Here is a 23,466-nt window from a genome sequence, read left to right as displayed (position 1 = left end):
CTCATTCGCCCGCTTCGGGCTTGCGGCGGCTGCGCGGCTTGGCCGCCGCCGGTTTTTCGCTGGCGGGCCGCGCCGGGGACGCGGCCCTCGGCTTGCGCGGCTTGGCGGCCGGCGCTTGCAGCAGGGCCGGGGTTTCCTTGGCGGCCTTGGCCCGACCGCGGGTCTTCTTCGGTGCCGCCGCGGCGGCTTCCGCTTCGGCCAGTTGCCGGGCCATGGCCCAGTGGCGTTCGGCCTGGCCGTCGGGGCAGCCCTCGGATTCCCAGATCTGGTAGGCGAACTCTCGTATGCGTTTTTCGTCGGCGCTCATGGGGTGTCCTCCTGGGCGAGGCGGTAAAGCAGGTTGACGGGAAAGTCGGCGAGCACTTCGGACAGGCTCAGGTGCCCGTCGCTGGGCAGCGGCATGGTGGAAAACAGGCCGCTGTAGGTGCATTCGGAGAGACTCGGCGGCAGCAGGAGGCAGGTGTCGCCCCAGGCCTCGGCCGGCACCTGCGGCTGCGTGGCGTGGCCGAGCAGGGCGCAGGCCAGGCGCGGGACCACCACCAGCAGGCAACCGTGACGACTGCGCCGGGCGAAGGCCAGGACCCGCTCGGCATGCTCGCCGCTGACCTCCAGGGGCAGGTAGTCGCCGTCGCGGAACAGGCCCGGCTGCATCCGCCGCAGCCCCAGCACGCGGGCGATCAGGGTCTGCTTGATGCGACCGTCGCGCCAGTGCTCCAGCAGTTCCGGGAAGGGCGTCGGCGCGGCCAGGGCGGCGGCGTGCCGGGCGAAGTCCACCGGCCTCCGGTTGTCCGGGTCGACCAGGCTGAAGTCCCAGTACTCGCGCCCCTGGTAGAGATCGGGGATACCCGGGCAGGTCAGGCGCAGCAGGCATTGGGCGAGGCCATTCAGGGCCCCGGCCGGCATCAGTCGCGCCGCCGCGTTGCCCAGCGACTGGCGCAGGGCCTGGGCCAGTGGCGCGCGCAGGAGCTGTTCCAGATAGTCGGCGCAGGCGCGCTCGTAGTCTTCGTCGGGCGCGGTCCAGCGCGTGCGCAGCTTGGCTTCGCGCAAGGCCTTGCATTGCCATTCGCGCATCCGCGCGAGGAACGCTTGGTCCAGCGCGGCGCCGTCGCAAGGCGCGTCGAGCGGCCAACTGCCGAGCAGGGCCTGGAACAGGATCAGCTCGTCGCCGGGACTCGGCGCCGGCCCCTCGGCGAGGTCGCGGCGCAACGGCGTGGCCAGGCTTTGCCAGTGCTCGACGTTACGCGCGAACCAGGGCGCCAGTTCACTGAGCGCCGCAAGACGGGCGCGGGCGTCCTCGCCGCGCTTGTGGTCATGGCTGGCGGTGGCCAGCAGGGCGCGCGGGCTGGCCAGGCGCCTGGCTTCGCAGGCGGCATGGAATTCCTCGGCGGAAGCGGCGAAGCGCTGCGGGTCGAAGCCGACGTCGTTGCGCGAGAGCAGGGCCGCCGAGCGATAGCAGGCGGTATCCTCCACGGCCTTGGCGGCGGTCGGCGAACTCAACTGCTGGAAGCGCGCCAGCAACTCGCCGCGCAGGCGCCGCAGCGGACCGGGCGGCAGCTCGCGCAGCGGCTGCCCGCCGAGCCAGCGTTCGAGATGGTCGAGGACCGCCCGGTCGGCTTCGTCGAGATCCTCGCGGGCCGCCTCTGCGGCATAGCGGAACACCTCGCGATCCTGCACCGAGCGACCGCAGGCCCCAGCGTAGGTACGGTAGACCGGAAAGCGCGCGAGCAACTGGAACAGCGCGCGGCGGATACCGCCCAGGGTCAGGTCGCGGCTGGCCAGGTCGGCCCGCGCCACCCGCAAAAGACCCTGGGCGAGGTTCTCCAGGTCACCGGCGAGGCTTCCCGCCAGGACCAGTTGGCGAGCCTGGTAGACCTCGTCGAGAAACGCCTCCGGGCGTCCGCTGACCCGCTGCCAGAGTTCGCGCAACGGTCGTTCGCCGCGCGGATCGTGCTGCAACAGGCTGACCTGGTTCATGAAGTCGTAGCCGGTGGTGCCGTCGCACAGCCAATCCTCGGGCAGGCGCTCCTCGCCACCGAGGATCTTCTCAACGTACAGCAGCATCGGCGCGCCGCCGCGATGGGCGCGGATCCGCTCGCTGCGGCGGCGCAGGCGTCGGCAATAGCCGCGCGGATCGGCCAGGCCGTCGACGTGATCGATGCGCAGGCCATCGAGCAGACCGTCCTCGAGCAACTGGAAGACCTTGCCGTGCACGGCCTCGAACACCTCGCCGCGCTCGACCCGCAGGCCGACCAGTTCGCTGATGTCGAAGAAACGGCGCCAGTTGATGTCGTCCGCCGCGGTGCGCCAACTGGCCAGGCGGTAGTGCTGCGCCTCGAGCAGGCGGTGCAGGCGTTGGCGAGCCTCCTCGTGGCGTTCCTGGAGTTCGCCCAGCGTGCGCTGGAGGGCTGCGCGCGGAGCGCTCTCGGCGAGCGCAGCCGCCAGTTGACGCTGCATCTCGCGCAAGGCCTCGCGGTCCTGCCGGCACTCGCGGAAACCGCCGGCCAGGGCTGACAGGCGCGGCTCGCCGCTGTCTTCCAGCAGCTCCGGGTAGCTGCCCGGCCAGAGGGGGAAGCGCTGCTCGCCGTGGCTCGCCAGCAGGCGGCCGGCCTCGCGGTCCAGGCTCAGGCCGATCTCCCCGGCAGCCAGGACCTCGCCGTAGTCGCTGCGCAGGAACGGCAGCAGCACCTGGCCGCGCAACGCGGCGTCGTGGGATTCCCACTGAATGTCGAAGAAACTCGCGTAGGGACTCTCGCGCCCCCATTCGAGCACGTCCTGCCACCAGGGATTGGCGCCGCCGCCGATGCCCATGTGGTTCGGCACTATGTCCATGAGCAGGCCCATGCCGCGTTGCCGCAGCCCCTGGATCAGGCGCAGCAGCGCCGGCTCGCCGCCCAGTTCCGGATTGATCCGGGTCGGGTCGACCACGTCGTAGCCGTGGCTGGAGCCGGGCCGCGCGCGGAACAGCGGCGAGGCGTAGAGATGGCTGATGCCCAGGTCGGCGAAATAGTCCAGCCAGGGCAGGGCATCGTCGAGGGTGAAGCCGGCGTGGAATTGCAGGCGCAGGGTAGCGCGGGGCTCAATCATGGGCGGCCTCCTCGGCATCCCGGCGGCTGCGTTCGAGCAGGCGCAGGCGCCGGTCGACCTGCGGCGTTCCGAGCATCTGCGCGGCGTTTTCCGGCCAGCGCCGCCGCCAGTTCGGGTGGGCGTCGCCGGGGCCGGGCAGGTTCGGCTGCTCCAAGCTGCCCAGGGCGTCCTCCAGGGGCAGTAGCACCAACGGCGCGGGGGTTGCCCCGACATAGCCGATGCAGGCGTCCAGCGGTACTTCGGCGGCGGGGTCGGGATCGACCGGCGGTTCGAGGCTGGCGGCCAGGGCCCGGCGCTCCTCGGCGCGCAGTTCCAGGTCGGCCGCGCATTCCTCGGCGCTGCGGTGTCCGGCGCGGCCGCGCCAGTGGATGTCCTGGCCCCGCCACCAGCCGGACAGGCTCGGCAGGTCGTGGGTGCTGGTGGTGGCCATGGCGTCCGCCGGCCATTGCGCCGGGGGCACGAAGCGTTCGCCGCGCCGCTCGAAGAGCAGCACGCGGGTACCCAGCACTTGGCGGCGTGCCAGTTCCTCGCGCAGGCCTTCGGGCACGGTGCCGAGGTCCTCGCCGATGACCAGCGCCGAGGCGCGACTGGCCTCCAGCGCCAGCAGGCGCAGCAGCTCGCGTTGCGGGTAGCGCAGGTAGGCGCCGGCGTGGGGCGGCTGGCCGCGCGGGATCAGCCAGAGACGTTGCAGGCCCATCACATGGTCGATGCGTAGCCCTCCGGGCCAGGCCAGGTTGGCCCGCAGCATCTCGCGGAATGCCCGGTAGCCGTGGCGGCGCAGGCCTTCGGGATTGAACGCGGAAACGCCCCAGTCCTGTCCGGACTGGTTGAGGATGTCCGGCGGCGCGCCGACATTCACTTCGGCGAGCAGCTCTTCCTGCCGCGACCAGGCCTGGCTGCCGCCGCCATCGGCGCCCACCGCCAGGTCGGCGACCAGACCGATGGCCATCCCGGCCTCGCGCGCCTGGCGCTGGGCATGTTGCAGGCAACGTTGGGTCAGCCACTGGCCGAAGGCACGGAAGTCCACTTCCTCGGCGTGATCGGCGCAGAACGCGGCCACCGCCGGCTCGCCGGGACGGCGCAGCGGCTCCGGCCAGCGTCTCCAGTCGGGGCCGGCGCCCAGGTGCGCCTGCAGGGTCTCGAAGCGGCAGTGGTGCAGCAGGGCCTCGCCGGCTTCGCGGCGGAATTCGGCGAGGTCGTGGCGCAAGGGACTGGCGCGCTCGGTGAAGTCGCGGTGGAGTTGGCGCAGCAGGCGCATGCGCAGGTCCGCCGCCGCTGTCCAGTCGATCAGCTCCAGGCTCTCCAGGCGGGCCATCTCCGCGGCCAGGCCGGCGCGACGGATCGCCTGTTCCACCGCCGCCGCGCCGAGAATGGTCGCCGGCGCGGCGTGCAGGACATTGAAGAACAGCCGGCTGGACGGCGAGTAGGGGCTGTAGGCATGTCCGTTGGCCTCGGCCAGGGCGTGCAGCGGGCTGATCGCCAGCGCGTCGGCGCCATGCCGCGCGGCGCTGCGCAGCAGGTCCTCGAGGGCGGCGCTGTCGCCCAGGCCGCCGTCGCCGGGGCGGCGCAGGGCATAGACCTGGGCGGCCAGACCCCAGCGACGCGAGCGACCCGGGGCGAGGCTGGCCAGGGACGGACAGCTCGGCGGCGCCATCGCCACCGCCCATTCCCGCTGCTCCAGCGACAGCTGCGCATAGCCACTGCGGGCCTGCGCCGGCAGGCGGCCTTCGGCGTCCAGGCGCAGGGCGATCCGCGTGCCGTCCTCGTAGACCAGCTCGCCCGGGGTGCCGGCGGGGCCGAGCGCTTGCTCCAGCGGCTGGCCGCATTCGCCGACCAGCAGTCCGAGGTTGGCGCTGTCCTCGCGCAGCCGGGCCAGCGCGGCCAGGCTCTGTTCGATCTGTTGCGGACTCTGCGCCGGATAGCCGAGTGCTTCCAGCAGGCCGCGCTGGACCTCCGGGTCGACCCGCTGCGGCCGTCCGTTGGCGTCCTGCCAGTCGAGTTGCAGGCCCACGGCGGCGGCCAGTTCGGCCAGGCGTGCGTCACTCATGGGCGGGCTCCAGGCTGACCGCGATGCTGCGGGGACTTAGGCGGCCGCGGCGATACTCGGCACAGGCGAGGTTGTCGAGGAACAGCACCCAGGTGGTGGCCGCCGGCGGCTCGACTTCCGCTTCGAGCGGAGAAGGGTTGAAGTCGATTCGCCAGTCACTGCCGTCACCGAGTCGCCAGCGCGCCGACAGCGCGGCGCCGGCGATGGTGGTAACCCCCAGCGAACGGGCGCCGCGCAGGCGCGGGATCAGGTGTTCATGACGGATTTCCAGCAGTTGCCGGTAGAAGCCGCGCCAGGCCGGGTCGCAATCGGCCAGGCCGGGACGCGAGCGCTCGAAGGTCTCCACCGCGTTTGGGTCGGGGAGCGAAGCCAGGGTGGCGCCCTCGCCGAAGCGGCCGAACTCGCCGAACTCCTTGCGTCGTCCCTCGCGGACCGCGTCCGCCAGTTCGCCCTGGTGATCGGTGAAATACAGGAACGGTTCGCGCGCGGCGCATTCCTCGCCCATGAACAGCAGCGGAATCATCGGCGCGAGCAGTTGCAGCGCTATCGCCAGGCGCAACGCCTGGGGTTCGGCGAGGACGCTGAGACGCTCGCCGAAGGCGCGGTTGCCGACCTGGTCGTGGTTTTGCAGAAACAGCACGAAGGCGTCCGGCGCCAGGTCGGCACTCGGTTCGCCGCGCGGCCGGCCGTGGCGGTTGGCTTCGCCCTGGTAGACGAAGCCTTCGGCCAGGCAGCGCGCCAGGCAGCGCAGCGGCTCGGGGTAGTCCTGGTAGTAGCCGTCGTTCTCGCCGGTGAGCAGGACGTGCAGCGCATGGTGGCCATCGTCGTTCCACTGTGCGTCGTAGCCCTGGCGCAGCAGGCTGGCGCGGTTGTCGTCGTTCTCCAGGACCAGGTGCACATGGCGCTCGGGGCCGGCGGCGCCGCGCAGGCGGCGGGCCATCTCGACGAGGAACGCGCTATCGGGAATCGCGTGCACGGCATCGAAGCGCAGGCCGTCGACGCGATAGTCGAGCAGCCACATCAGGGCGTTCTCATAGAAGAACTCGCGGACTTCGCCGCGACGGAAATCGATGGCCTGGCCCCAGGGCGTCTGCCGGTCGTCGCGGAAGAACGCGGCGGCGTACTGCGCGAGGTAGTTGCCGTCCGGGCCGAAGTGGTTGTAGATCACGTCGACGAAGACCATCAGGCCCATGCCGTGAGCGCTGTCGATCAGATGCTTGAGTTGCTCGGGCGTGCCGTAGGCCGACGCCGGGGCGAACGGCAGCACGCCGTCGTAGCCCCAGTTGCGGCGACCGGGAAACTCGCCCAGCGGCATCAGCTCCACGGCGGTCACGCCCAGTTCCACCAGGCGCGGAAGGAAGCGCTCGACCTCGGCGTAGGAGCCGAACAGGCCGACGTGCAGCTCGTAGATCACCGCTTCGTGCCAGGGCCGCCCGCGCCACTCGTCGACGCGCCAGGCGTAGGCGCCATGGTCCAGCACCTGGCTGTGGCCATGCACGCCGTCGGGCTGGAACTGCGAGGCCGGGTCCGGCACCCCGGGGCGACCATCGATGCGGTAACGGTAGCGGGTGCCGGGCGGACAGGGCAGGGTCGCCTCGAACCAGCCGCTGTCGCTGCCTTCCAGCGGCCAGTCGCGGCCGTCGGCGGTCTCGACCCGGACCTCACGGGCGTCCGGAGCCCAGAGGCCGAAGCAGGTCCGGCCGTTGCCTTGGAACTGGGCGCCGAAGCGGCGCCGGATCGCCATCACTGGCGTACCCCGCGCAGGGCCGGAGCGGTATTCCTCAACAGGCGCCGGTACAGGCGGTTGTAAGGCTCCACCGAGTCGCTCCAGAACATCGGCGCGGCCATCGCCTTGCAGCGCATGGCGTTGAGCAGCGAGGGACAGTGGTAGACGTTGATCGCGCGCATCACCGCATCGAGGTAGCTCTGCGCGGTTTCCTCACGGAACAGGAAGCCGGTGACCCCGTCGACGATGGTATCGGCGAGGCCGCCGGTGCAACGCGCGATCGGCAGCGAGCCGAAGCATTGCGCATAGAGCTGACTGAGCCCGCAGGGCTCATAACGCGAGGGCATGAGCAGGAAGTCGCTGCCGGCGTAGATACGGCGGGCCTCGGTCTCGTCGAAACCGATGTGCACGCCGACCTGGCCGGGATGACGCCGGGCGAGTTCGAGCATGGCCTTCTCCAGGTTCGGCTCGCCACGGCCGATGCTGACCAGACGGCCGCCGGCCTGGAGCAGGGCATCGCTGATCTCCAGGGTCAGGTCGATGCCTTTCTGCTGCACCAGGCGCGAGACCACCGCGAACAGCGGCCCCTTGCCCGGCTCCAGGCCGAAACGCTCCTCCACGTAGCGCGTGTTGGCGCGCTTGCCGGCCCATTGGCGGGCGCTGAAGCAGGCGACCAGGTGCGGATCGCAGTGCGGTTGCCAGCTATCGTCGATACCGTTGACGATGCCGCTGAGCTGACGCTTCTCGACCTTGTACTTGAGGATGCCGTGCAGGCCGCAGCCGTATTCCGGGGTAGTGATTTCCTGGGCGTAGGTCTCGCTCACCGTGGTGATGTGGTGGGCATGGGCGATGCCGGCCTTGAGGAACGACAGGCGCCCGTGGAACTCCATGCTTTCGTGGCTCAGCGCTTCGTCGGGGAGGCCCAGTTCGGCGCTGCATTGCAGGTCGCAGAGGCCCTGGTAGGCGAGGTTGTGGATGGTAAACAGGCTCGGCGTGCGCACGCCGTTCCAGGCCATGTAGGCCGGCGTCAGCGCCGACGGCCAGTCGTTGGCGTGCACCAGGCCCGGTTGCCAGCCCTGGGCGCCGCGTCCACCGGCGATCTCGGCGGCGGCCAGGCACAGGCGGGCGAAGCGCAGGTGGTTGTCCGGCCAGTCGTTGCCCTGGTCGTCCATGTACGGCGTACCCTCGCGCTCGTAGAGCAGCGGGCAGAGCACCAGCATGACTTCCAGGCCGTCGTCGAGGGTCACCAGGCCGATCTCGCAGGGCGGGATCGCCGCCCGGCCGGGCAGGCTGCCGATGATCCGCAAGTCGCGGCAGCGCTCCAGCACCTGGCGATAGCCGGGCAGCAGGACTCGCACCGAATGCTCGCGCTTGAGGACCCTCGGCAGCGCGGCGGAAAAGTCGCCGAGTCCGCCGACCTTGACGAAATCGCTGAGCTCGGCGGTAACGAAGAGTATCCGATCCCTCTGTTGCGGCGGGTCCTGCGGGTGCAGCAGCGACGGAAAAGCGGTCAGTACCGCGGGTTCTTCCAGGCAAACGCCTGCAACAGAATGTCCCATGTCATCCTCCGGTCGTACGTTGTCCTTGGCGTTGGTCGGTCGGACTCCGTCGCGCCGTGGCATGGGCGAAGTCCTTGCTAGGGGTGACCGGAGGGGAGCGCCGGAAGTTTAGTTTTTTTTACCGGCGGCTCGGCTTGCGAGAAGCCGCGCCAGGGGGTTGCAGGCGAGACGACGGGCGCAACGGGTTGCCGAATGCAAGGCTCGGCAGGGGCTTTCTTGCAAATTGCAAATATCAATTCGCCGCTTTGTTTTTCAACCTATTGATTTATAAGAAATTAATTTTCAAGAAGAATTGGTACGCCTTCTGCTCGAAAGGGATGCGCCTGATTACCGGCGTCAAAGAATCTGATGAGACAGGAGGCCAGCAATGCTAGATACCGATGAAAACGTGGTTGAGTACCTGGAAGAGCATTTCAAGGATGTGCGCGTCAGTTGCGAACCTCGCCCTGACGGCGCGTTGCTGGTGACCTTGCGTAATAACCAGGGCAAGCGCCTGATGAGCCGGGCGATCTCCGGCCAGGAGCAGAGCAGCCCGCTGTTGCTGAACCAGGTGCTGGAACGCATCCGCCGGGACCTGATCATCGACCAGGGGCCGTTGCAGACGCGCGACAGCGACTATTTCCGCAAGCGCATCGACCTGCTCACGTTCCGCGACAGCGACAACCAGCATCTCACTCATCGCAAGGTCCTGGTCGCCGGCGGCAAGCTGCGTACCATGAGCCTGGCTCGCTGAGCAGGCTGTTTCAGCTCCGGGTCGGTCAGTCGCCGACCCGGCCTTCCGACGCATGGTCCGAACCAAATCCGTCTTCGCCCCCTCCATCTAGAAGTCATCCCTACGATGGAGGCGGACATGCGTTTTCCCACTTCTGCATCATCGGGCGCGACAGCGACCACTCCACGCAACCCCTCGAGGGATCCGGACGAATATCCGGTTCCTGACCACGAAAGCCACGTCCCCCAGGAATTCCCGGAAGAGATTCCGATGGAACAGCCCAACGAAGAGCCCCTCTCGCCCATACCGGAGCCCTGAATGCCCGGTTTCCATCCAGGAGGAGCGGAACATGAGCGCAGACCCTCGGCAGAGACTGGTGGTGGCCCATAGTGTCGATCCCGCGGCCGCCGAACACGAAGTGCAGGGCAACCTGGCCCTGGCGCGCTGGCTGGCGGAAGTCCAGAAGCTGGAGTTCGGCGGCCGCTACGAACCCGAATTGCACCAGCGAGGCCCCCTCTACCTGGTCCCGACCCGCACCCTGGTCGGCAGGGAGACCGCCGTGCGCCTGGGCGTGAACAGTGACGAAGATCTGCTCGGCGGTTTCGTCGAGCACGCGTTCATCGCCGGTAAGGCCATCGTCCATCCGCTGCCGCGCGGCGGCGTGGCGCCGGAAGGCTGGAACCCGCTGTTCGCGGAGAAGGTCCGCGACGTCGTGCTCAACGGCGTCAGCGTCTTCAGCCTGGCCGACGCACACCGCGCAGGCGCCCGCATGCTCGCCGAAGGACCGGTGCGGGCCAAGCTGGCGGAGGCCTGTGGCGGCCTCGGCCAGTACGTGGCGCACGACCTCGACGAACTGGACGGCTGGCTCGGCGGGCTGGAGGAGCGCCAGTTGGCGCAGGGCCTGGTACTGGAAGTCAACCTGGAGAGCATCGTCACCCACAGCGTCGGCCAGCTCCGGGTCAACGGTTTCCTGCTGAGCTACCACGGTCACCAGCACCAGACCCGCAACGCGCGCGGCGAACTGGTCTATGCCGGCTCCGACCTGCTGGTGGCGCGCGGTGGCTACGCCGAGCTGCTGGCCCTGGACCTGGCCCGCGAGGTGCGCCAGGCCATCGAGTACGCGCGGATCTTCGACACCGCCGCGGCGATCTTCTTCCCCGGCTGCTTCGCCTCGCGGCGCAACTACGACATTGCCCAGGGCCGGGACGGCAACGGTCGGGAGCGCTTCGGCGTGCTCGAGCAGTCCTGGCGGGTCGGCGGCGCGAGCAGCGCCGAGATCGCCGCGCTGGAAGCCTTCCGCGCCGATCCGGGGCTGCCCGCGGTGCGCGCCGCGTCGTTCGAGATCCACGAAGACAAGCGCCTGCCGGACAACAGCCGGGTGATCTACCGCGGTCCCGACGAACACGGCGACTTCCTGCTCAAGTATGCGATGACGGGGGAGGCATGACGGCGAACAGCGAACGCATCCGCATCGGGGTCGGCGACGACCGGATCGAAGGCACCTTCCTCAGCCCCCGGGCGAAGGTTCCCGGCGTGCTCTTCGTGCACGGCTGGGGCGGCAGCCAGCAGCGCGACCTGAAGCGCGCCCAGGGCATCGCCGGGCTCGGCTGCGTGTGCCTGACCTTCGACCTGCGCGGCCACGGCGCGGAAAGCGGGCGCCAGGCGCTGGTGACGCGCGAGGACAACCTGCAGGACCTGCTCGCCGCCTACGACCGGCTGGTGGCCCACCCGGCCATCGACAGCGAGGCGATCGCGGTGGTCGGCACCAGCTATGGCGGCTACCTGGCGGCGATCCTCAGCCAGTTGCGCGCGGTGCGCTGGCTGGCCTTGCGGGTGCCGGCGATCTACCGCGACGAGGATTGGCTGACGCCCAAGCTGCTGCTCGACCGCGAGGATCTCAGCGAATACCGCAGCAGCCTGATCCCGGCCGCCAGCAACCGAGCCCTGCAGGCCTGCGCGGGATTCCGCGGCGATGTGCTGCTGGTGGAGTCGGAGTTCGACAGCTATGTGCCGCACTCGACCATCATGAGTTTCCGCGCCGCCTTCCAGCAGACCCATTCGCTGACCCACCGGATCATCGACCACGCCGACCATGCGCTCAGCAGCGAGGCGGCGCAGGACGCCTATACCTCGATCCTGGTGGACTGGATCACCGAGATGGTGGTCGGCGAACGTCTCAGCATCACCCCGGCCTACGCCACCATCCATCCGGCTTTCTGAACGCTCCGCGACGGCGAGCCTCCCACCTTCCGTGGGTGCTGGTTGCTGCCCACGTTCCGTGCCGGCAGGCGCCGGCGCCGACAGACGCGAGAAATCCCGGACAGCTCCGGGCCAAGGAGAGCGAAATGAACCAGACCAACCTCGACGACACCCTCGACGTACTCAACGACCTGCTGCAAACCAGCAAGGATGGCGAGGCCGGTTTCCACGCCTGCGCCGAGGACCTGCGCGACCCGCAGTTGAAGGCGGCGATGCTGGAGCAGAGCCGCGACTGCGCCGCGGCCGCCGACGAGCTGGAGCGGATCGTCCTGGAACTGGGTGGCAAACCCAAGGACAGCACTAGTTTCGCCGGTGACCTGCATCGGCGCTGGGTCGACCTGAAGTCACTGGTCACCGGCAAGGACGAAGAGGCGGTGCTCAACGAATGCGAGCGCGGCGAGGATGTCGCCAAGCACCGCTACCAGGCGGCGCTGGAAAAATCGCTGCCGGCGGAGATCCACCAGGTGATCGAGCGCCAATACCAGGGCGTACTCCGTCACCACGACCGGGTCCGAGCCCTGCGCGACGCCCGCGCCTGAGCCGACCCCGCGAGGAGGAGCGCGCCATGAGCCAGTCCCTGTCTTTCCTGCTCATCGGCCTGGCCACGCTGGTGGGTTTCTACGACCTGTGGGCCTTCGTCAGCGTGTTCCGCAGCGATCGCAGCGTGAATTCGAAAGCCCTGTGGTCGTTGCTGATCGCGGTGCTGCCGGTGCTCGGCGTGCTGATCTGGGCGGTCGCCGGCCCGCGTGCGGCGACCGCCCGTCCTCGCGACTGAACTCGGCGGAGGAACGCGCGCTCAGCCAGAGAGAGTGCCGGAGCACTCGGATAACAAACCGATGAGGAGCGACCATGAACGCCATCGAATTGCTGGTCCATGACCACGAGACCGTGAAGAAACTGCTCAACGAACTCAGCGAGACCACCGAACGGGCGCTGAAGAAGCGCAGCGAGCTGCTGGGCAGGCTGGAGCTGGAACTGGTGCTGCACACCGCCATCGAGGAAGACATCTTCTATCCGGCGATCAGGGAAAGCGGCGGCAAGGAAGAGCTGAAAATGTACTACGAGGCCAAGGAGGAACACCGCACGGTGGATTCCCTGGTCCTTCCCGACCTCAAGCGCACCCGCCCGGATACCGTGCAGTTCGCCGGCCGGGTCAAGGTGCTCAAGGAACTCCTCGAACACCACATCGAGGAGGAAGAGGGCGAACTATTCCCACGCGCCCGGCAATTGCTCGACGCCGCCGCCCTCAAGCAACTCGGCCAGGCCATGCAGCAGCACAAGAAAGAGCTGAAAGCGCGCCTGGAAAAACGGGCGGCCTGAGGCATGCGCGAAGAAGACCGCGCCTTGCTCGAGGAACTCCTGCTGGCACGTGGCCCCGGTGGCCAGGAAGACGAGGTCAGGGCCATCTGCCAGCGGGAACTCGAGGGCTGTTGCGACGAGGTCGGCAGCGATGCCGCCGGCAACCTGGTCGCGCGCATCAGCCCGCCGCACCTGCCGCGCGAGCAGGCGCGGCGGGCCGCGGTGCGGCTGCTCGCGCACCTCGACGAGATCGCCATGATCGTCAAGCGCGTCGAGGCCGACGGTACCCTGCGCGTAGTGGCGCTCGGCGGCGCTCAGCCGGTGAGCTTCGGCGTCTGTCCGGTACAGATCCTGGCCGGCGAGGCGGTACTCGACGGCGTGCTGTCCTACGGCAGCATGCATGCTACCGGCGAGTCGCCGCAGGGCTCCGACGTGCTCTCGGGCGCGGTGCACTGGCGCGACGTACACGTGGTCACCCGGCGCAGCGCCGAGGAGCTGGCGAACCTGGGCGTGCGACCGGGTACCCGCGTGGTGCTCAACCGTCTGTGGCGGCGCCCGTTGTACTTCCAGGATTGCGTCGCCGCGCACTTCCTCGACGACCGCGTACCGCTGCTCGCCGTGCTCGGCGTGGCTCGCGAGATCGCCCGGCGCCGCGATGAGTTGCACGGCGACCTCTACCTGGTGCTCACCACCATGGAGGAGGAGAGTAACGCCGGCGCGCTGTTCACCGCGCGCCGACTGCCGGGCGACATCAGCATCGCGGTGGAAGTCGGCCCAACGGTAGCCGAATACGGCACCCGGCTGTGCCGCGACCCGATCGTCAACAGCGGCGACTCCAAGGGTTATTACAGCCGCCATGTCACCGACCGCCTGTTGCGCGCCGCCGAACGCTGCCAGTACCAGCCGCAGGCGGCGCTGCTGGTGGACTTCGCCTCGGACGCCAGCGCGCTGCTGAGCCACGGCGAGGCCGCGCAGGTCGGCTGCATCGGCATTCCGACCGAGAACACCCACGGTTTCGAGATCGTCCTGGAAGAGGGCATCGAGGCTTGCCGGCGGACGCTGGTCGAGTTCCTCGTGCAACCGCCGGACGACGAAGCCTGACCGATAACCGAAGCAAGGAGAATTCCATGAACGAATACCTGCCGACTTCGACGGCCAATGGCCTGCCGCACAACCTGCAGCGCGGCGAGCGACTCGCTTCCATCGGCGCCGGACTGGTCCTGGCCGGCTTCGGCCTGGCCCGCGGTGGCTTGCCAGGCGCCTGCAAGGCGGTCGCCGGCGGCCTGCTGGTCAGCCGCGGGTTGAGTGGGCATTGCCATGTCAAGGGCCTGCTCAATGAACCGCGGGAAGAGTTGCAGTTGCTGCGCGAAGAGGTGCAGCACCTGACCCGCCGCCTGCAGCGCCTGCAGGAGCGCCAGCGCGACGACTCGCGGCAGGACGCTGCGCTGGACGCCGAACTGCCGCCGAACCTGCCGTGATAGCCATGGGCCCTGCGCCTGGCGCAGGGCCCATCGAAGAGAGGAGGGCGAGACGATGGCCAGCCATCTGTTCCTGATCAGCTACATCCTCGACGACCAGCCGATGACCTGCGAATTGCACAGCGAGGCGGATACCCTCAGCCGCGAAGAGGCCCGCCGCCACTTGGAGGCACTGCATCGACCGCACGACGCCGAGGCGATCAGCGATATCCAGGTCAGCAAGGTGGAGCGTACCCATGAGCCGGGCACCACGCCGGGACACTACCAGCAGCCCTGACGGCGGGAGGGGAAAAAGAAGGGGGGAGGGGCTCAGCCGGTGCCGGTCTGGAGTTCCGCCTCGAACTCGCCGAAGCGCCTGATTTCCTCGCGCAGGTTGAGGATGAAGGCGCTGAGGTCGCTGAAGCTGCTGCTCTTCAGGAAGTCGCTGTTGGGCACGATGTAGAGCGCGCCGTGGGGGCCGTCGACGCGGCAACTGATGGTCACCGTGAAGTCGGGGTTCAGTTGGCACTGGCAGTCGTGGTCGCGCAGTTCCTCCTCGAGGATCTTCTTCAGGTACAGGTAGGAAAGGTTCATCTGGTCAGGTCTCCCCAGTTCGCGAAGCGCAAGAAAAAGATCCACTCCGTCCCTGGAGCGGGATTAGCCTGAATCAGAGAGAAACCGTCGATACGTACAACGGTAGGGATAACTATAGGCGCCGCGCCGATGAAATACCGGCCACATCCAGAATCTGCGGGATAAGCTGTATCCCGCATGAGGCGCGGGATGCAGAATGCAAGAAGTCGTGCAGAACGCTCATGTCGGAGTGCGATCATGACGGGCGAAAAGCCCGTTCGGCGCTCCTTATGGGCATTCGAGAGAACTTTTCGCCCATATGGTTATATGGATTTTCTCGATATTTCCTCTAGGAACCTCGCCGGCTCGTTGGCGAAGAAGCCGATCTTTTTTGCCGGGTTTCCCGCATCGCCCGCCGCAATCCCCTTGCCACCCCGTAACCGAGCAGGCAGCCGAGCAGGGTAGCGCCGACCTGCAAGACCAACCCCAGGGCATTGGCCAGGCTCGGCGAGCGTGCGAGTACGCCGGCTTCGGGCCAGAACGCCAGCCATACCGCGACGAAGGCGAGCACCAGGTCGTACCAGGCGCCGCTGACCCCGCCCGGGCGGTAGCCGCGAACGAAAACGATGAAGGCGCTGAAGGCCAGGGCCAGCAGCAGGGTGCCGAAGGCCTGGCTGAGGGTATCGGGTCCGGACATGGCGGGTTCTCCTCAGGGCGCCAGGCGCAGGCACTGGCGCTTGTGCAGGCCGAGACGGACTTCGTCGAGCAGCGCTTCGGCGCAGGCGAACACCCTGGCGGCCTCCACTTCCGCGACGTCGCCGGCGCGGCTGAAATCGTCGATGCGCAGGCCGGCGGGCAGGCTCGGGACCTCCACCAGCGTCCAGTCCAGGCCGCTGACCGTGAGGCTGCGCTCGAGCCCGGCACCCAGTTGCTCCTCGCCGGCATCGCGCGGCGCCACCAGCCATTGCCAATGGCCAAGCAGGAACAGGCGCGGTACCTCGGCGCGCAGGGCGCCATCGATCAGCGCGGCGCAGATCGGCGGCAAGGCTTCGGCGGTGTAGTCGGACAACGGCGCGAACAGCAGGTCGAGACCGGCAGCCGCCTGGCTGACCTCGATCGACGACGCCAGGCTGGCTGGCTTGCAGCGCAGCCCGGGGCGCGCCTGCAGGCTGTTGAGATCGGCTTGCAAGGCGCTGACTTCGATCTGTCGCTGCAAGGCGGCGGCGATCAGCGCCTGGCTCAGGCTGTCGTGGGGATGGAATATCCCCAGCTTCAGGGTTGCGGTTTCCAGATTGCGCATGGGAACTCCGGGGTCGGTGCGGTGGAAAGGAGATGTCCCTACCTGCATATCGAAAGCCATACTCCGGACAAGGTTCCGGCGAATGGAATTCGCCGGCCGCGCCGGGGTCTTCCGAAAGGTCGGCCAAGTTCCTGGGGCGAGCCAGCGAGCGGCCGGAAGACGTTCTTCGTACTACCTTGCTGGGTGTGCCTTGCAGCCCGGGTCGAGCAGCCGACGAGTGAACACGTCCATGAAAACCACAAGAAAACCGAAAGTCCCCTTGAACCAGGCCACGCGCAACCGCCTGCTCGACGAAGCGGTCGACGACTACGCGATCCACACCCTGGACAGCGCTGGCCGTATCGCCAGCTGGAGCGCCGGCGCGGCGCGCCTGTTCGGCCACGACGCGAGCGAGATCCTCGGCCGCGACTACGCCTGCTTTCACACCCGCAAGGACCGCGACGCCGGCGTTCCGCAACAGGCGCTGCGCCAGGCGGATGCCGAGGGCCGCTTCGAGACCGAGGGCTGGCGGGTGCGCAGCAACGGCAAGCGCTTCTGGGCGCAGGTGGTGATCGACGCCATCCGCGACAGCCAGGGCCAGTTGCTCGGCTTCGCCCAGCTGATCCACGACCTCAGCGAAGGGCGCGCAGCCAAGGAGGCGCTGCGGCGCAGCCAGGAGCAGTTCCGCCTGCTGGTGCAGAGCGTTACCGACTACGCCATCTACATGCTCGACCACCGCGGGCGGATCACCAACTGGAACCTCGGCGCCCAGCGGATCAAGGGCTACCTGCCGGAAGAGGTGATCGGCCGGCACTTCTCCTGCTTCTACACCCCCGAAGACCGCGAGGCCGGCGAGCCGGCCCGCGGCCTGGCCGCCGCCGAACGCGAAGGGCGTTTCGAGAAGGAAGGCTGGCGGGTGCGCAAGGACGGCAGTCGCTTCTGGGCCAACGTGGTGATCGATCCGATCCGCGACAGCGATGGCCGGCTGATCGGCTTCGCCAAGGTAACCCGTGACATCACCCACCGGATCGAAGCCGAACGCGAACTGGAACGGGCCCGCCAGGAGCTGTTCCAGGCCCAGAAGATGGAGTCCCTGGGGCACCTGACCGGCGGCGTGGCCCACGACTTCAACAACCTGCTGACGGTAATCATCGGCAGCCTCGGGCTGCTGAAGAAACGCCTGCCCGGCGACCAGCGCACCGCCGACCTCTTGCAGAACGCCCTGGAGGCCGCCCAGCGCGGCGCCAACCTGACCCAGCGGATGCTTTCCTTCGCCCGCAAGCAACGTCTCGATCCACAGCCCTGCGCGATCCCCGACCTGTTGCGCGGGATGACCGACCTGCTGATCCATTCCCTGGGACCGAGCGTATCGATCGAGACGCGCTTTCCCCTGGATCTCGACCTCGGCCTGACCGACGCCAACCAGCTCGAACTGTCCATCATCAACCTTGCCACCAACGCCCGCGACGCCATGCCCAACGGCGGGCGCATCGTCTTTTCCGCGAGCAACCAGCGGGTGCCGGCGGACAATCCCCATCGCCTCGCACCGGGCAACTATATCTGCCTGAGCATCAGCGACACCGGCAGCGGCATGGACGAGGAAACCCTGCGCCGTGCGGTGGAACCCTTCTACACCACCAAGGGAATTGGGCGTGGCACCGGGCTGGGCCTGTCGATCGTCGACGGCCTCGCCGAGCAGCTCGGCGGCCGGCTCACCCTGGAGAGCCAGCCGGGCGTCGGCACCACCGCGAACATCTGGATACCCGCCGTCCCGCGAACCCCGGAAAGCGCCCGTACGGGCAATGGCGCGACGCCGCAGGCGCCCAGCGAAAGCGAGCGGGTGCGCTTGTCCTGTCGAGTACTGGTGGTGGACGACGACCCGCTGGTGTTGAACAACACCGCGGCGATGCTGGAGGACCTCGGTTGCTCGGTACTCAAGGCCGACTCCGGCAGCCTGGCCCTGGAGATTCTCACGGCGACGCCGGAGCTGGACATCCTCCTGACCGACCAGGCGATGCCACGGATGAACGGCAGCCAGTTGGTGGAGCGGGTCATGGCCCAGGGCCGGCCGCTGAAAATGGCCCTGGCCACCGGCTTCGCGGAAAAGATCGAAGGCGCGGCGGCACAGTTGCCCAAGCTGGCCAAGCCGTTCGGCCAGGAAGAGTTGTACCTGTTCCTGACCGGCACGCTGAAGGCCGGCTGAGCCTCAGCGCAGGTACTCGCCGCTGCCGGCCAGGCTTTGCCCCCAGAACTCGATGAAGATGAAGGCGGTGGTCAGCAGGGTCAGGAAGCCGACGCCGAGGATGCAGAAGGCGTAGAACAATGTCTGCCGCTCCTGCATGCGCATGAACAGCGGCAGGCCGGTGAACAGCAGGCGTACCGAGTAGGCGCAGGCAGCCGCCGCGGCCAGCAGCAGGAGGATCCGCCAGGGCACCAGGGCGACGATCCCGGCGAGCATCAAGGGCACGGCGATCGCCGTGGTGAAGGTCAGGCTGCCCGGTACGCTGGGGCGCGACGGCGTGCGGAACAGCACCCAGCGTACGAAGAAGCCCATGATCACCACGCCGGCGACGAAGCCCAGGTAACACATCGTCGCCAGCAGCAGGGCGCTGCCGCTGGAGAGGTGTTGCACGCTGTCGTTGCCCGGCAGCGACCAGCCGACCTGGGTAGTGCCGATGAACAGGCAGGCCGCCGGCAGCAGCGGCAATAGCAACAGCGGAACGAGGAAGGCGAAAGGGTGATGGTCGTAGTCCTGGCGCAGACGAGGCCAGGCATTGGAGGGACTGATCAGTAGCCGAGCCATTTCGCGGGTCATGACGGGCACCTCTTTTCTGTGGCGTTCAGGAGTCTGGACCGGCCCGGCGCGAGGGGGTTCAGGTGGCGTGCCGGGCGGTCCGCGACCGCCCATCCAGGGCCTTGAACCGGAAGACGCGGGGAGCGCCGAAAGACAAACGTCCCTGTCTTCCGGAGGAGCCCATGACCACCTACGAAATCCAGCACATGCGCGGCTGGCGGCGTTTCGCCCGCACCGTGCGCGCCGCCAGCCGGGCCGAGGCGGAACGCCTGTGCCTGCCCTGGGAGTGGGTGGATGGCGAGGTCCTCGCGGTGATTCCGGCTGAGGCCGAGGTGGCCGAGCGCTGGCAGCGCCTGAACGAGGATCTGGTGGAAGGCCTGGAGCGCCTCAGGCGGGACGAGTGACCCGCAGGCCGACCACGGCGATCCGCTCGGCTTCGCGGTAGGCGGGGCTGTCCAACTCTTCGGCGAACACGTCCGGGTCCAGTTCCTGGTAGTCCCAGTCCCACTCCCGAGACGCCAGGCGTTCGCGGATGCGGGCGAGGAACGGATCGCCGCCTTCGACCATCGCCACCCCGGTATACAACAGCAGGCTGCCGCCGGCTTCCAGGCGCTCGAGGGCGGCATCGACGATTGCCAGCGAGAGCCCGGCGCCGAGCATCCCGCCACCATGCCGGTAGGCGCGCTCCGAGGCATCCAGGAGATAGGGCGGGTTGGCCACGATCAGGTCGAAGCGACCGGGCGCCTGGCTCAGCAGGTCGCTACGCGCCAGGGTCAGGTTACCGACCCCCGCCAGCGCCGCGTTGACCCGCGCCAGGTCGAGCGCCGCCGGATTGATATCCAGCCCGTGTACTTCGGCGTCCGGGCAGGCCATGGCGATGCGGATCGCGCCGGGGCCGGCGCCGCAGCCGATATCCGCCGCACGGCGGATGCGTGCCGGATCGGACGATGCCAGGTGGCTGCGGATCAGCCGGTCGAAGCGGTAGGTGTCGGGGCCGAAGAACACCGCGTCGGCGGCCAGGGTAGGGAAGGCCGAATGGACGAACAGTTGCTCGCCGAGGCTGGAGACGCGCACCTGGCTGCGCCAGCCGTCCGCCTCGCGGCGGATCAGGTCGGCGCCGGCAAGAAGGGTCAGCCAGTCGGCCGGCAGGCTTTCCCCGGCGAATGCCCGGCTCCAGCCGAAGATGCCGGCCAGGTCCCGGGCCATGCGGTTTTCCGGGCGGGCGTTGACGCGCTCATGGGTAGCCGGGGTGACGGTGACGAAACGGTAGTCCTGGCCTCGCAACCAGTTGCCGAGGCTGACCAGGACGTCCAGGCGCGGATCATTCAGGCTGGGCATGGGCGGCCCTCCAGCGCTGGCTGAACATCCGCGTGGCAAGGAGACCGGCGGGCCCGTGGTGGAGGTGCGGGGCCATCAGTTCGAGAAGGCGTGCCACGCCCTGCTCGGAGGATAGCCGCAGCAGCTCGCGCCGCAGCGCGACCTGCTCGGCGTCCACGTCTCCGCCCGCCGTCGCCGGCTCCGCCAGCGGTGCAAGCGGGTCCCTGTCCGCCGGAGCGGGTGCTTGCCAGTCGCCAGCGATCCAGTCGTACAGCAACTGCTGCTCGTAGGGAGTGAAGACTCCGAACATTGCCGCCCGGTCGCCCTCGATCAGGTTCCAGAAGCGGCTGCCGCGCGGATCGGCATGACGCCGGATCCAGCCCTCTTCCTCCAGGCAGGCGAGAAACGCCGGGAACCGCCCGGGCACCGCCAGCCACTGGTTCACCGTGCGCCCGCCGATCCGGCAACGATCCGAATGCATCCCGGCGGCGTAGGGGCGCTTGCGCTCGAACATGGCCAGCAATTCTTCCTCGAGATCGAAGCCGTCGATTACCTGCGTAGTGCTCAGGCCGACCTCGTTCAGGCGGTAGCCGTTCCTCACCCGTTCGAGGAAGGCCGCGCGCCCGCCAAGCTGCGGCAGGTTGTCGTAGAGCGCGCGCAGGGCCTTGCGCGCATGCCCGCTGGCGGCGTTGTCGATGGTCACGTGCAACTGGAAGTAGTAGGGGTCGAAGCCCAGCTCGCGCAGCTCCTGAGTGGTGATCAACAGGTGCAGCGGCGGTTGCTCGTAGCCGAGGTTGTAGCCGATCACTTCGGGCAGGTAGTCCGCGGCGAGGTGGCCGAGGGCGAGTTGCTGGGTGCCCTGCAGGTAGTGGAGGTCGCTGAGGCCTTCGACTTCCTCGCTGCCGATGCTGGCCAGCAGGCGCCGGTAGAGCAGGACGTGGTTGCGTGCCGGGACGCCGTCGCCGAGTTCTTCGAGGAAGGTCTCCAGCAGCGGCCGCAGGCGTTCCTCGCCATGATGCGGCAACAGCCCATAGAGCCAGGCGCCGTCGACCAGCTTGGTCGGGGCCACGCTGCGAATGAAGTGCATCGCCTGGGAGGGAACCTGGAAGTAGCGTCGCCCTTCGCCGCGCCGACGTGCCCGGAGGTATTCGGCATGCGCCTCGGCGGTGCGCCGGGCCCCGGCGTCGAGCCAGGCCGGCCAATCGGCGGGGTCCTCCGGCAGGTCGTCGTCATGGGTGGCGGCCAGGCTCAATTGCTGGTCGAGGAACTCGCCGGCGGCTTCGAGGTGCTCGCGGGGCTCGTCGAGCAGGGCGTGGTACAGGTCGCGGACCCTGGGCGAAGGGCTTGCACTGGAGGCAGGGAGGGGCGAAGACAGGCTCATGTCGCGTTCCTTGTCGTGGGTTTGCGGGGGCGGCCGGGGCGACCACACATATGGGTGCGAGTGACACCAGGGGAAAAAGGTTTCACTGGCAGGATCGGCGGCGCGCCGGGGAACCTCACGGCGGAAAAAACGAACCTCGACGGCACTCCGGCGTCTTCCCGAGACAATCCCCGGGAGCTGCGCCGATGACCCACGACCTGGCCGCCAGCGGCCTTCGCTTCGGCATCGAGGAAGAATTCTTCCTGCTCGATGCCTCCGACCTGGACATCGTCCGCTCCGCCCCCGCCGGATTCGTCGCGGCCTGCCGTGACACGCTCGGCGAGCATTTCGCCGAGGAGATGTTCGAATGCCAGGTCGAGGTGGCCAGCCCGGTGTTCTCCACCCTGGCCGAGGCCGCGCGCTTCCACGGTCAGGCCCGGCAACGCCTGGCGCATCTGGCCATGGAATTCGGCCTGCGCTCGCTCTGCGTCGGCACCCACCCCTTCGCCGACTGGCGGCGGGCGCGAAGCAACCCGGCGGCGCACTTCGCCCGCCTGTTCGAGGACCAGGGGCGGGTGGCCCGGCGCAGCCTGGTCTGCGGCCTGCACGTGCATGTGGAGATACCGCCGAGCCACGACCGCATGGCTGTGCTCCAGCGCGTGTTGCCGTGGCTGCCGCTGCTGCTGGCGTTGAGCGCATCCTCGCCGTTCCGCGGCGGCCGGCGCAGCGGCCTGGCGAGCTATCGACGGGCACTCTGCGGAGAGTGGCCGAGGATGAACATTCCTCCTGCCTTGCCCGACGAGGACGCCTATCGCCGCCACCTGGCGCTGCTGCGCGAGACCGGCTGCATCCGCGAGGATGGCCAGGTCTGGTGGATGATCCGGCCGTCATCCCATGTGCCGACCCTGGAGCTGCGTATCTGCGACGCCTGCCCGCGCCTGGCCGACGCGCTGAGCCTGGCCGGGCTGTTCAGGGCGCTGGTGGGCGAAGCGCTGGGCGCGGGCCCGCATGCGTTGCCGGTCGCGCGCGACGCCTGCCTGGAGGAAAACTACTGGCAGGCGCTGCGTTACGGCTGCGCCGGCCGCTATCTCGTCGATGGCCGCTGCGTAGGTGCCGGGGACTGGCTGGAAATGGCCTGGCGACAGTGCCGGCCGCAGGCCCGCCAGGGCAACGAATGGGCCTACCAGCATGCCTGCGGGTTACTCGAAGAGACCTCCGCCGCCCGCCAGTTGCGGCGTTACCGGAGGTTGCGCGAAGCGGGCCAGGAGCGCCATCCGGCACTGCGCCGGCTGGTGGAGGAGCTGCTGGAGGAAAATCTCCAGCCGGCCTTGGCCGGCTAGCGCGCCGTTCATCATTCCCTTCATCCTCGGCTACACCGCCTGCAGCTACTACGTATTTCGCGGCAAGAGCGCCGATGCCGGCTATCACTGAGCCGGGCCGGTCAGGAACAGGCGCGCCCGATCCGCGGCGTACGGCGGGCACCGGCGAGGAGCAGGGCGAACTCGTCGTGAAGGACTTCGCTCATCCGGCGTACCGCCTCGTCACTGGCCAGGAGATCGAGGGCGACTCCTGGAATGGTGATGTTTTCTTGCGGATTGACATGGCTGCTGAATTGCAAGGTGACTTCATGGGTATCGCTGATGGAAACCAGGCAGTCGTAGCCAGCCAGGTAATTTCGGAAACTGTTGGCAATCATGCGGGGCGTAGTCATGGCTGATACTCCAGGGTGGATCGTTACTCTGACCTTAGCCGCGACGATACCCGCGAGCGAAACATGCAACGATCGACGGGCGCCTCTTCCAGGCAGGCGAAACGAAACGGCAAAGGCCTCGCTTTCTCCATCGCGAACCGACGATTTCGACGCAATTGCCGAAACGCGGGTGAGGCCAGGAAATCTTCTTTCCAAGGAGACGCGCCTACGGACACGCGAGACCCTCGTCGCTCCTCGAACCACCGGCTTGCTGCACCCGGTGGCGGCTTTCGTCGCCCTCGAAGCGCGC

The 23,466-nt window shown here is 68.5% G+C and carries 24 protein-coding genes and 1 pseudogene; 13 read left to right on the top strand and 12 right to left on the bottom strand.

Features of this window, described 5'->3' with window-relative positions; genetic code table 11:
• Nucleotide 1: 1 nt before the first annotated feature.
• The 5 genes from ACI766_RS14895 to glgA are packed head-to-tail and all read right to left on the bottom strand — an operon-like array spanning nt 2 to nt 8,416.
• Nucleotides 2-307 carry a DUF2934 domain-containing protein gene (locus tag ACI766_RS14895; RefSeq protein WP_003113653.1) on the bottom strand — a complete coding sequence of 102 codons (306 nt, stop codon included), beginning with the start codon at nt 305-307 and terminating at the stop codon, nt 2-4.
• Nucleotides 304-3,084 (bottom strand): malto-oligosyltrehalose synthase, encoded by a 2,781-nt coding sequence (locus ACI766_RS14890; RefSeq protein ID WP_023089839.1) that lies wholly within the window; start codon nt 3,082-3,084, stop codon nt 304-306. The genes ACI766_RS14895 and ACI766_RS14890 overlap by 4 nt, the downstream gene beginning before the upstream one ends.
• Nucleotides 3,077-5,131: a 4-alpha-glucanotransferase gene (malQ, locus tag ACI766_RS14885; RefSeq protein ID WP_003120183.1), complete on the bottom strand. Its 2,055-nt coding sequence runs from the start codon at nt 5,129-5,131 to the stop codon at nt 3,077-3,079. Before malQ ends, ACI766_RS14890 begins: the two co-directional genes overlap by 8 nt.
• Nucleotides 5,124-6,875 (bottom strand): malto-oligosyltrehalose trehalohydrolase, encoded by a 1,752-nt coding sequence (gene treZ / locus ACI766_RS14880; RefSeq protein WP_023110063.1) that lies wholly within the window; start codon nt 6,873-6,875, stop codon nt 5,124-5,126. Before treZ ends, malQ begins: the two co-directional genes overlap by 8 nt.
• The gene (glgA, locus tag ACI766_RS14875; RefSeq protein WP_003115521.1) at nt 6,875-8,416 is read right to left on the bottom strand and encodes a glycogen synthase GlgA; all 1,542 of its coding nucleotides are present in this window, start codon (nt 8,414-8,416) and stop codon (nt 6,875-6,877) included. Before glgA ends, treZ begins: the two co-directional genes overlap by 1 nt.
• Nucleotides 8,417-8,783: 367 nt before the next feature.
• Here glgA and ACI766_RS14870 point away from each other — a divergent pair, with 367 nt between their 5' ends.
• From ACI766_RS14870 to ACI766_RS14830, 9 genes are all read left to right on the top strand, one after another.
• A complete protein-coding gene (locus ACI766_RS14870; RefSeq protein WP_003113659.1) occupies nt 8,784-9,149 on the top strand; it encodes a DUF3509 domain-containing protein in 366 nt (121 codons plus the stop codon).
• A 328-nt stretch (nt 9,150-9,477) separates the two neighbouring features.
• Complete coding sequence (locus ACI766_RS14865) at nt 9,478-10,575, top strand: DUF3182 family protein (protein WP_017149010.1); 1,098 nt, start codon at nt 9,478-9,480, stop codon at nt 10,573-10,575.
• The gene (locus tag ACI766_RS14860; RefSeq protein WP_003113660.1) at nt 10,572-11,348 is read left to right on the top strand and encodes an alpha/beta hydrolase family protein; all 777 of its coding nucleotides are present in this window, start codon (nt 10,572-10,574) and stop codon (nt 11,346-11,348) included. The genes ACI766_RS14865 and ACI766_RS14860 overlap by 4 nt, the downstream gene beginning before the upstream one ends.
• 125 nt (nt 11,349-11,473) lie before the next feature.
• Nucleotides 11,474-11,926 (top strand): PA2169 family four-helix-bundle protein, encoded by a 453-nt coding sequence (locus ACI766_RS14855; protein ID WP_003113661.1) that lies wholly within the window; start codon nt 11,474-11,476, stop codon nt 11,924-11,926.
• 26 nt (nt 11,927-11,952) lie between these two features.
• Nucleotides 11,953-12,162: a PLD nuclease N-terminal domain-containing protein gene (locus ACI766_RS14850; RefSeq protein WP_087823901.1), complete on the top strand. Its 210-nt coding sequence runs from the start codon at nt 11,953-11,955 to the stop codon at nt 12,160-12,162.
• A gap of 74 nt (nt 12,163-12,236) precedes the next feature.
• Nucleotides 12,237-12,707 carry a hemerythrin domain-containing protein gene (locus ACI766_RS14845; protein ID WP_003113663.1) on the top strand — a complete coding sequence of 157 codons (471 nt, stop codon included), beginning with the start codon at nt 12,237-12,239 and terminating at the stop codon, nt 12,705-12,707.
• A 3-nt stretch (nt 12,708-12,710) separates the two neighbouring features.
• Entirely contained in the window at nt 12,711-13,787 is a 1,077-nt protein-coding gene (locus tag ACI766_RS14840; RefSeq protein WP_017149011.1) for a peptidase M42, read from the top strand.
• 26 nt (nt 13,788-13,813) lie between these two features.
• Entirely contained in the window at nt 13,814-14,164 is a 351-nt protein-coding gene (locus ACI766_RS14835; RefSeq protein ID WP_003088973.1) for a DUF2892 domain-containing protein, read from the top strand.
• 55 nt (nt 14,165-14,219) lie between these two features.
• Nucleotides 14,220-14,441: a hypothetical protein gene (locus tag ACI766_RS14830; RefSeq protein WP_003113664.1), complete on the top strand. Its 222-nt coding sequence runs from the start codon at nt 14,220-14,222 to the stop codon at nt 14,439-14,441.
• Nucleotides 14,442-14,473: 32 nt separating this feature from the next.
• On the opposite strand, the gene ACI766_RS14825 is transcribed toward ACI766_RS14830, so the two are convergent.
• The 3 genes from ACI766_RS14825 to ACI766_RS14815 all read right to left on the bottom strand — a co-directional run bounded on the left by ACI766_RS14825 (nt 14,474) and on the right by ACI766_RS14815 (nt 16,016).
• The gene (locus tag ACI766_RS14825; protein WP_003144276.1) at nt 14,474-14,782 is read right to left on the bottom strand and encodes a hypothetical protein; all 309 of its coding nucleotides are present in this window, start codon (nt 14,780-14,782) and stop codon (nt 14,474-14,476) included.
• A gap of 283 nt (nt 14,783-15,065) precedes the next feature.
• Nucleotides 15,066-15,413 carry a hypothetical protein gene (locus tag ACI766_RS14820; protein WP_003088982.1) on the bottom strand — a complete coding sequence of 116 codons (348 nt, stop codon included), beginning with the start codon at nt 15,411-15,413 and terminating at the stop codon, nt 15,066-15,068.
• Nucleotides 15,414-15,425: 12 nt separating this feature from the next.
• On the bottom strand, nt 15,426-16,016 hold the full coding sequence (locus tag ACI766_RS14815) for an NAD-dependent epimerase (RefSeq protein ID WP_073652798.1): 591 nt from the start codon (nt 16,014-16,016) through the stop codon (nt 15,426-15,428).
• A 229-nt stretch (nt 16,017-16,245) separates the two neighbouring features.
• Here ACI766_RS14815 and ACI766_RS14810 point away from each other — a divergent pair, with 229 nt between their 5' ends.
• A complete protein-coding gene (locus tag ACI766_RS14810) occupies nt 16,246-18,198 on the top strand; it encodes a PAS domain-containing sensor histidine kinase (RefSeq protein WP_010794153.1) in 1,953 nt (650 codons plus the stop codon).
• A 3-nt stretch (nt 18,199-18,201) separates the two neighbouring features.
• Here the strand turns inward: ACI766_RS14810 and ACI766_RS14805 are convergent, their stop codons facing one another.
• A complete protein-coding gene (locus tag ACI766_RS14805) occupies nt 18,202-18,810 on the bottom strand; it encodes a Yip1 family protein (RefSeq protein WP_003123473.1) in 609 nt (202 codons plus the stop codon).
• 161 nt (nt 18,811-18,971) lie between these two features.
• Here ACI766_RS14805 and ACI766_RS14800 point away from each other — a divergent pair, with 161 nt between their 5' ends.
• A complete protein-coding gene (locus ACI766_RS14800) occupies nt 18,972-19,193 on the top strand; it encodes a hypothetical protein (protein WP_009876384.1) in 222 nt (73 codons plus the stop codon).
• Here the strand turns inward: ACI766_RS14800 and ACI766_RS14795 are convergent.
• Entirely contained in the window at nt 19,177-20,127 is a 951-nt protein-coding gene (locus ACI766_RS14795) for a methyltransferase (protein ID WP_009876385.1), read from the bottom strand. The genes ACI766_RS14800 and ACI766_RS14795 overlap by 17 nt on opposite strands.
• The gene (locus ACI766_RS14790) at nt 20,111-21,487 is read right to left on the bottom strand and encodes an iron-containing redox enzyme family protein (protein WP_070142654.1); all 1,377 of its coding nucleotides are present in this window, start codon (nt 21,485-21,487) and stop codon (nt 20,111-20,113) included. Before ACI766_RS14790 ends, ACI766_RS14795 begins: the two co-directional genes overlap by 17 nt.
• Nucleotides 21,488-21,672: 185 nt before the next feature.
• Between ACI766_RS14790 and ACI766_RS14785 the strand changes: the two genes are divergently transcribed.
• On the top strand, nt 21,673-22,806 hold the full coding sequence (locus ACI766_RS14785; protein ID WP_034012357.1) for a carboxylate-amine ligase: 1,134 nt from the start codon (nt 21,673-21,675) through the stop codon (nt 22,804-22,806).
• Nucleotides 22,796-22,897, top strand: a pseudogene (locus ACI766_RS14780) (hypothetical protein); the annotation flags it as partial. The gene ACI766_RS14785 and the pseudogene ACI766_RS14780, both read left to right, overlap by 11 nt.
• Before the next feature lie 10 nt (nt 22,898-22,907).
• Here ACI766_RS14780 and ACI766_RS14775 read toward each other — a convergent pair.
• Nucleotides 22,908-23,177 (bottom strand): hypothetical protein, encoded by a 270-nt coding sequence (locus tag ACI766_RS14775; RefSeq protein ID WP_003116974.1) that lies wholly within the window; start codon nt 23,175-23,177, stop codon nt 22,908-22,910.
• Between the last annotated feature and the right edge of the window lie 289 nt (nt 23,178-23,466).

This window comes from Pseudomonas sp. DL (assembly GCF_047199225.1).
Lineage (GTDB): Bacteria > Pseudomonadota > Gammaproteobacteria > Pseudomonadales > Pseudomonadaceae > Pseudomonas > Pseudomonas aeruginosa.
Note: the sequence above shows the minus strand (reverse complement) of the source record. Positions and strands in the feature narration are given on the sequence as shown.

Excerpts from the sequence above, each read along its gene's own strand:
- ACI766_RS14895 (WP_003113653.1), bottom strand. The coding sequence starts at position 307 with ATGAGCGCCGACGAAAAACGCATACGAGAGTTCGCCTACCAGATCTGG.
- ACI766_RS14890 (WP_023089839.1), bottom strand. The coding sequence starts at position 3,084 with ATGATTGAGCCCCGCGCTACCCTGCGCCTGCAATTCCACGCCGGCTTC.
- malQ (WP_003120183.1), bottom strand. The coding sequence starts at position 5,131 with ATGAGTGACGCACGCCTGGCCGAACTGGCCGCCGCCGTGGGCCTGCAA.
- treZ (WP_023110063.1), bottom strand. The coding sequence starts at position 6,875 with ATGGCGATCCGGCGCCGCTTCGGCGCCCAGTTCCAAGGCAACGGCCGG.
- glgA (WP_003115521.1), bottom strand. The coding sequence starts at position 8,416 with ATGGGACATTCTGTTGCAGGCGTTTGCCTGGAAGAACCCGCGGTACTG.
- ACI766_RS14870 (WP_003113659.1), top strand. The coding sequence starts at position 8,784 with ATGCTAGATACCGATGAAAACGTGGTTGAGTACCTGGAAGAGCATTTC.
- ACI766_RS14865 (WP_017149010.1), top strand. The coding sequence starts at position 9,478 with ATGAGCGCAGACCCTCGGCAGAGACTGGTGGTGGCCCATAGTGTCGAT.
- ACI766_RS14860 (WP_003113660.1), top strand. The coding sequence starts at position 10,572 with ATGACGGCGAACAGCGAACGCATCCGCATCGGGGTCGGCGACGACCGG.
- ACI766_RS14855 (WP_003113661.1), top strand. The coding sequence starts at position 11,474 with ATGAACCAGACCAACCTCGACGACACCCTCGACGTACTCAACGACCTG.
- ACI766_RS14850 (WP_087823901.1), top strand. The coding sequence starts at position 11,953 with ATGAGCCAGTCCCTGTCTTTCCTGCTCATCGGCCTGGCCACGCTGGTG.
- ACI766_RS14845 (WP_003113663.1), top strand. The coding sequence starts at position 12,237 with ATGAACGCCATCGAATTGCTGGTCCATGACCACGAGACCGTGAAGAAA.
- ACI766_RS14840 (WP_017149011.1), top strand. The coding sequence starts at position 12,711 with ATGCGCGAAGAAGACCGCGCCTTGCTCGAGGAACTCCTGCTGGCACGT.
- ACI766_RS14835 (WP_003088973.1), top strand. The coding sequence starts at position 13,814 with ATGAACGAATACCTGCCGACTTCGACGGCCAATGGCCTGCCGCACAAC.
- ACI766_RS14830 (WP_003113664.1), top strand. The coding sequence starts at position 14,220 with ATGGCCAGCCATCTGTTCCTGATCAGCTACATCCTCGACGACCAGCCG.
- ACI766_RS14820 (WP_003088982.1), bottom strand. The coding sequence starts at position 15,413 with ATGTCCGGACCCGATACCCTCAGCCAGGCCTTCGGCACCCTGCTGCTG.
- ACI766_RS14815 (WP_073652798.1), bottom strand. The coding sequence starts at position 16,016 with ATGCGCAATCTGGAAACCGCAACCCTGAAGCTGGGGATATTCCATCCC.
- ACI766_RS14810 (WP_010794153.1), top strand. The coding sequence starts at position 16,246 with ATGAAAACCACAAGAAAACCGAAAGTCCCCTTGAACCAGGCCACGCGC.
- ACI766_RS14805 (WP_003123473.1), bottom strand. The coding sequence starts at position 18,810 with ATGACCCGCGAAATGGCTCGGCTACTGATCAGTCCCTCCAATGCCTGG.
- ACI766_RS14800 (WP_009876384.1), top strand. The coding sequence starts at position 18,972 with ATGACCACCTACGAAATCCAGCACATGCGCGGCTGGCGGCGTTTCGCC.
- ACI766_RS14795 (WP_009876385.1), bottom strand. The coding sequence starts at position 20,127 with ATGCCCAGCCTGAATGATCCGCGCCTGGACGTCCTGGTCAGCCTCGGC.
- ACI766_RS14790 (WP_070142654.1), bottom strand. The coding sequence starts at position 21,487 with ATGAGCCTGTCTTCGCCCCTCCCTGCCTCCAGTGCAAGCCCTTCGCCC.
- ACI766_RS14785 (WP_034012357.1), top strand. The coding sequence starts at position 21,673 with ATGACCCACGACCTGGCCGCCAGCGGCCTTCGCTTCGGCATCGAGGAA.
- ACI766_RS14775 (WP_003116974.1), bottom strand. The coding sequence starts at position 23,177 with ATGACTACGCCCCGCATGATTGCCAACAGTTTCCGAAATTACCTGGCT.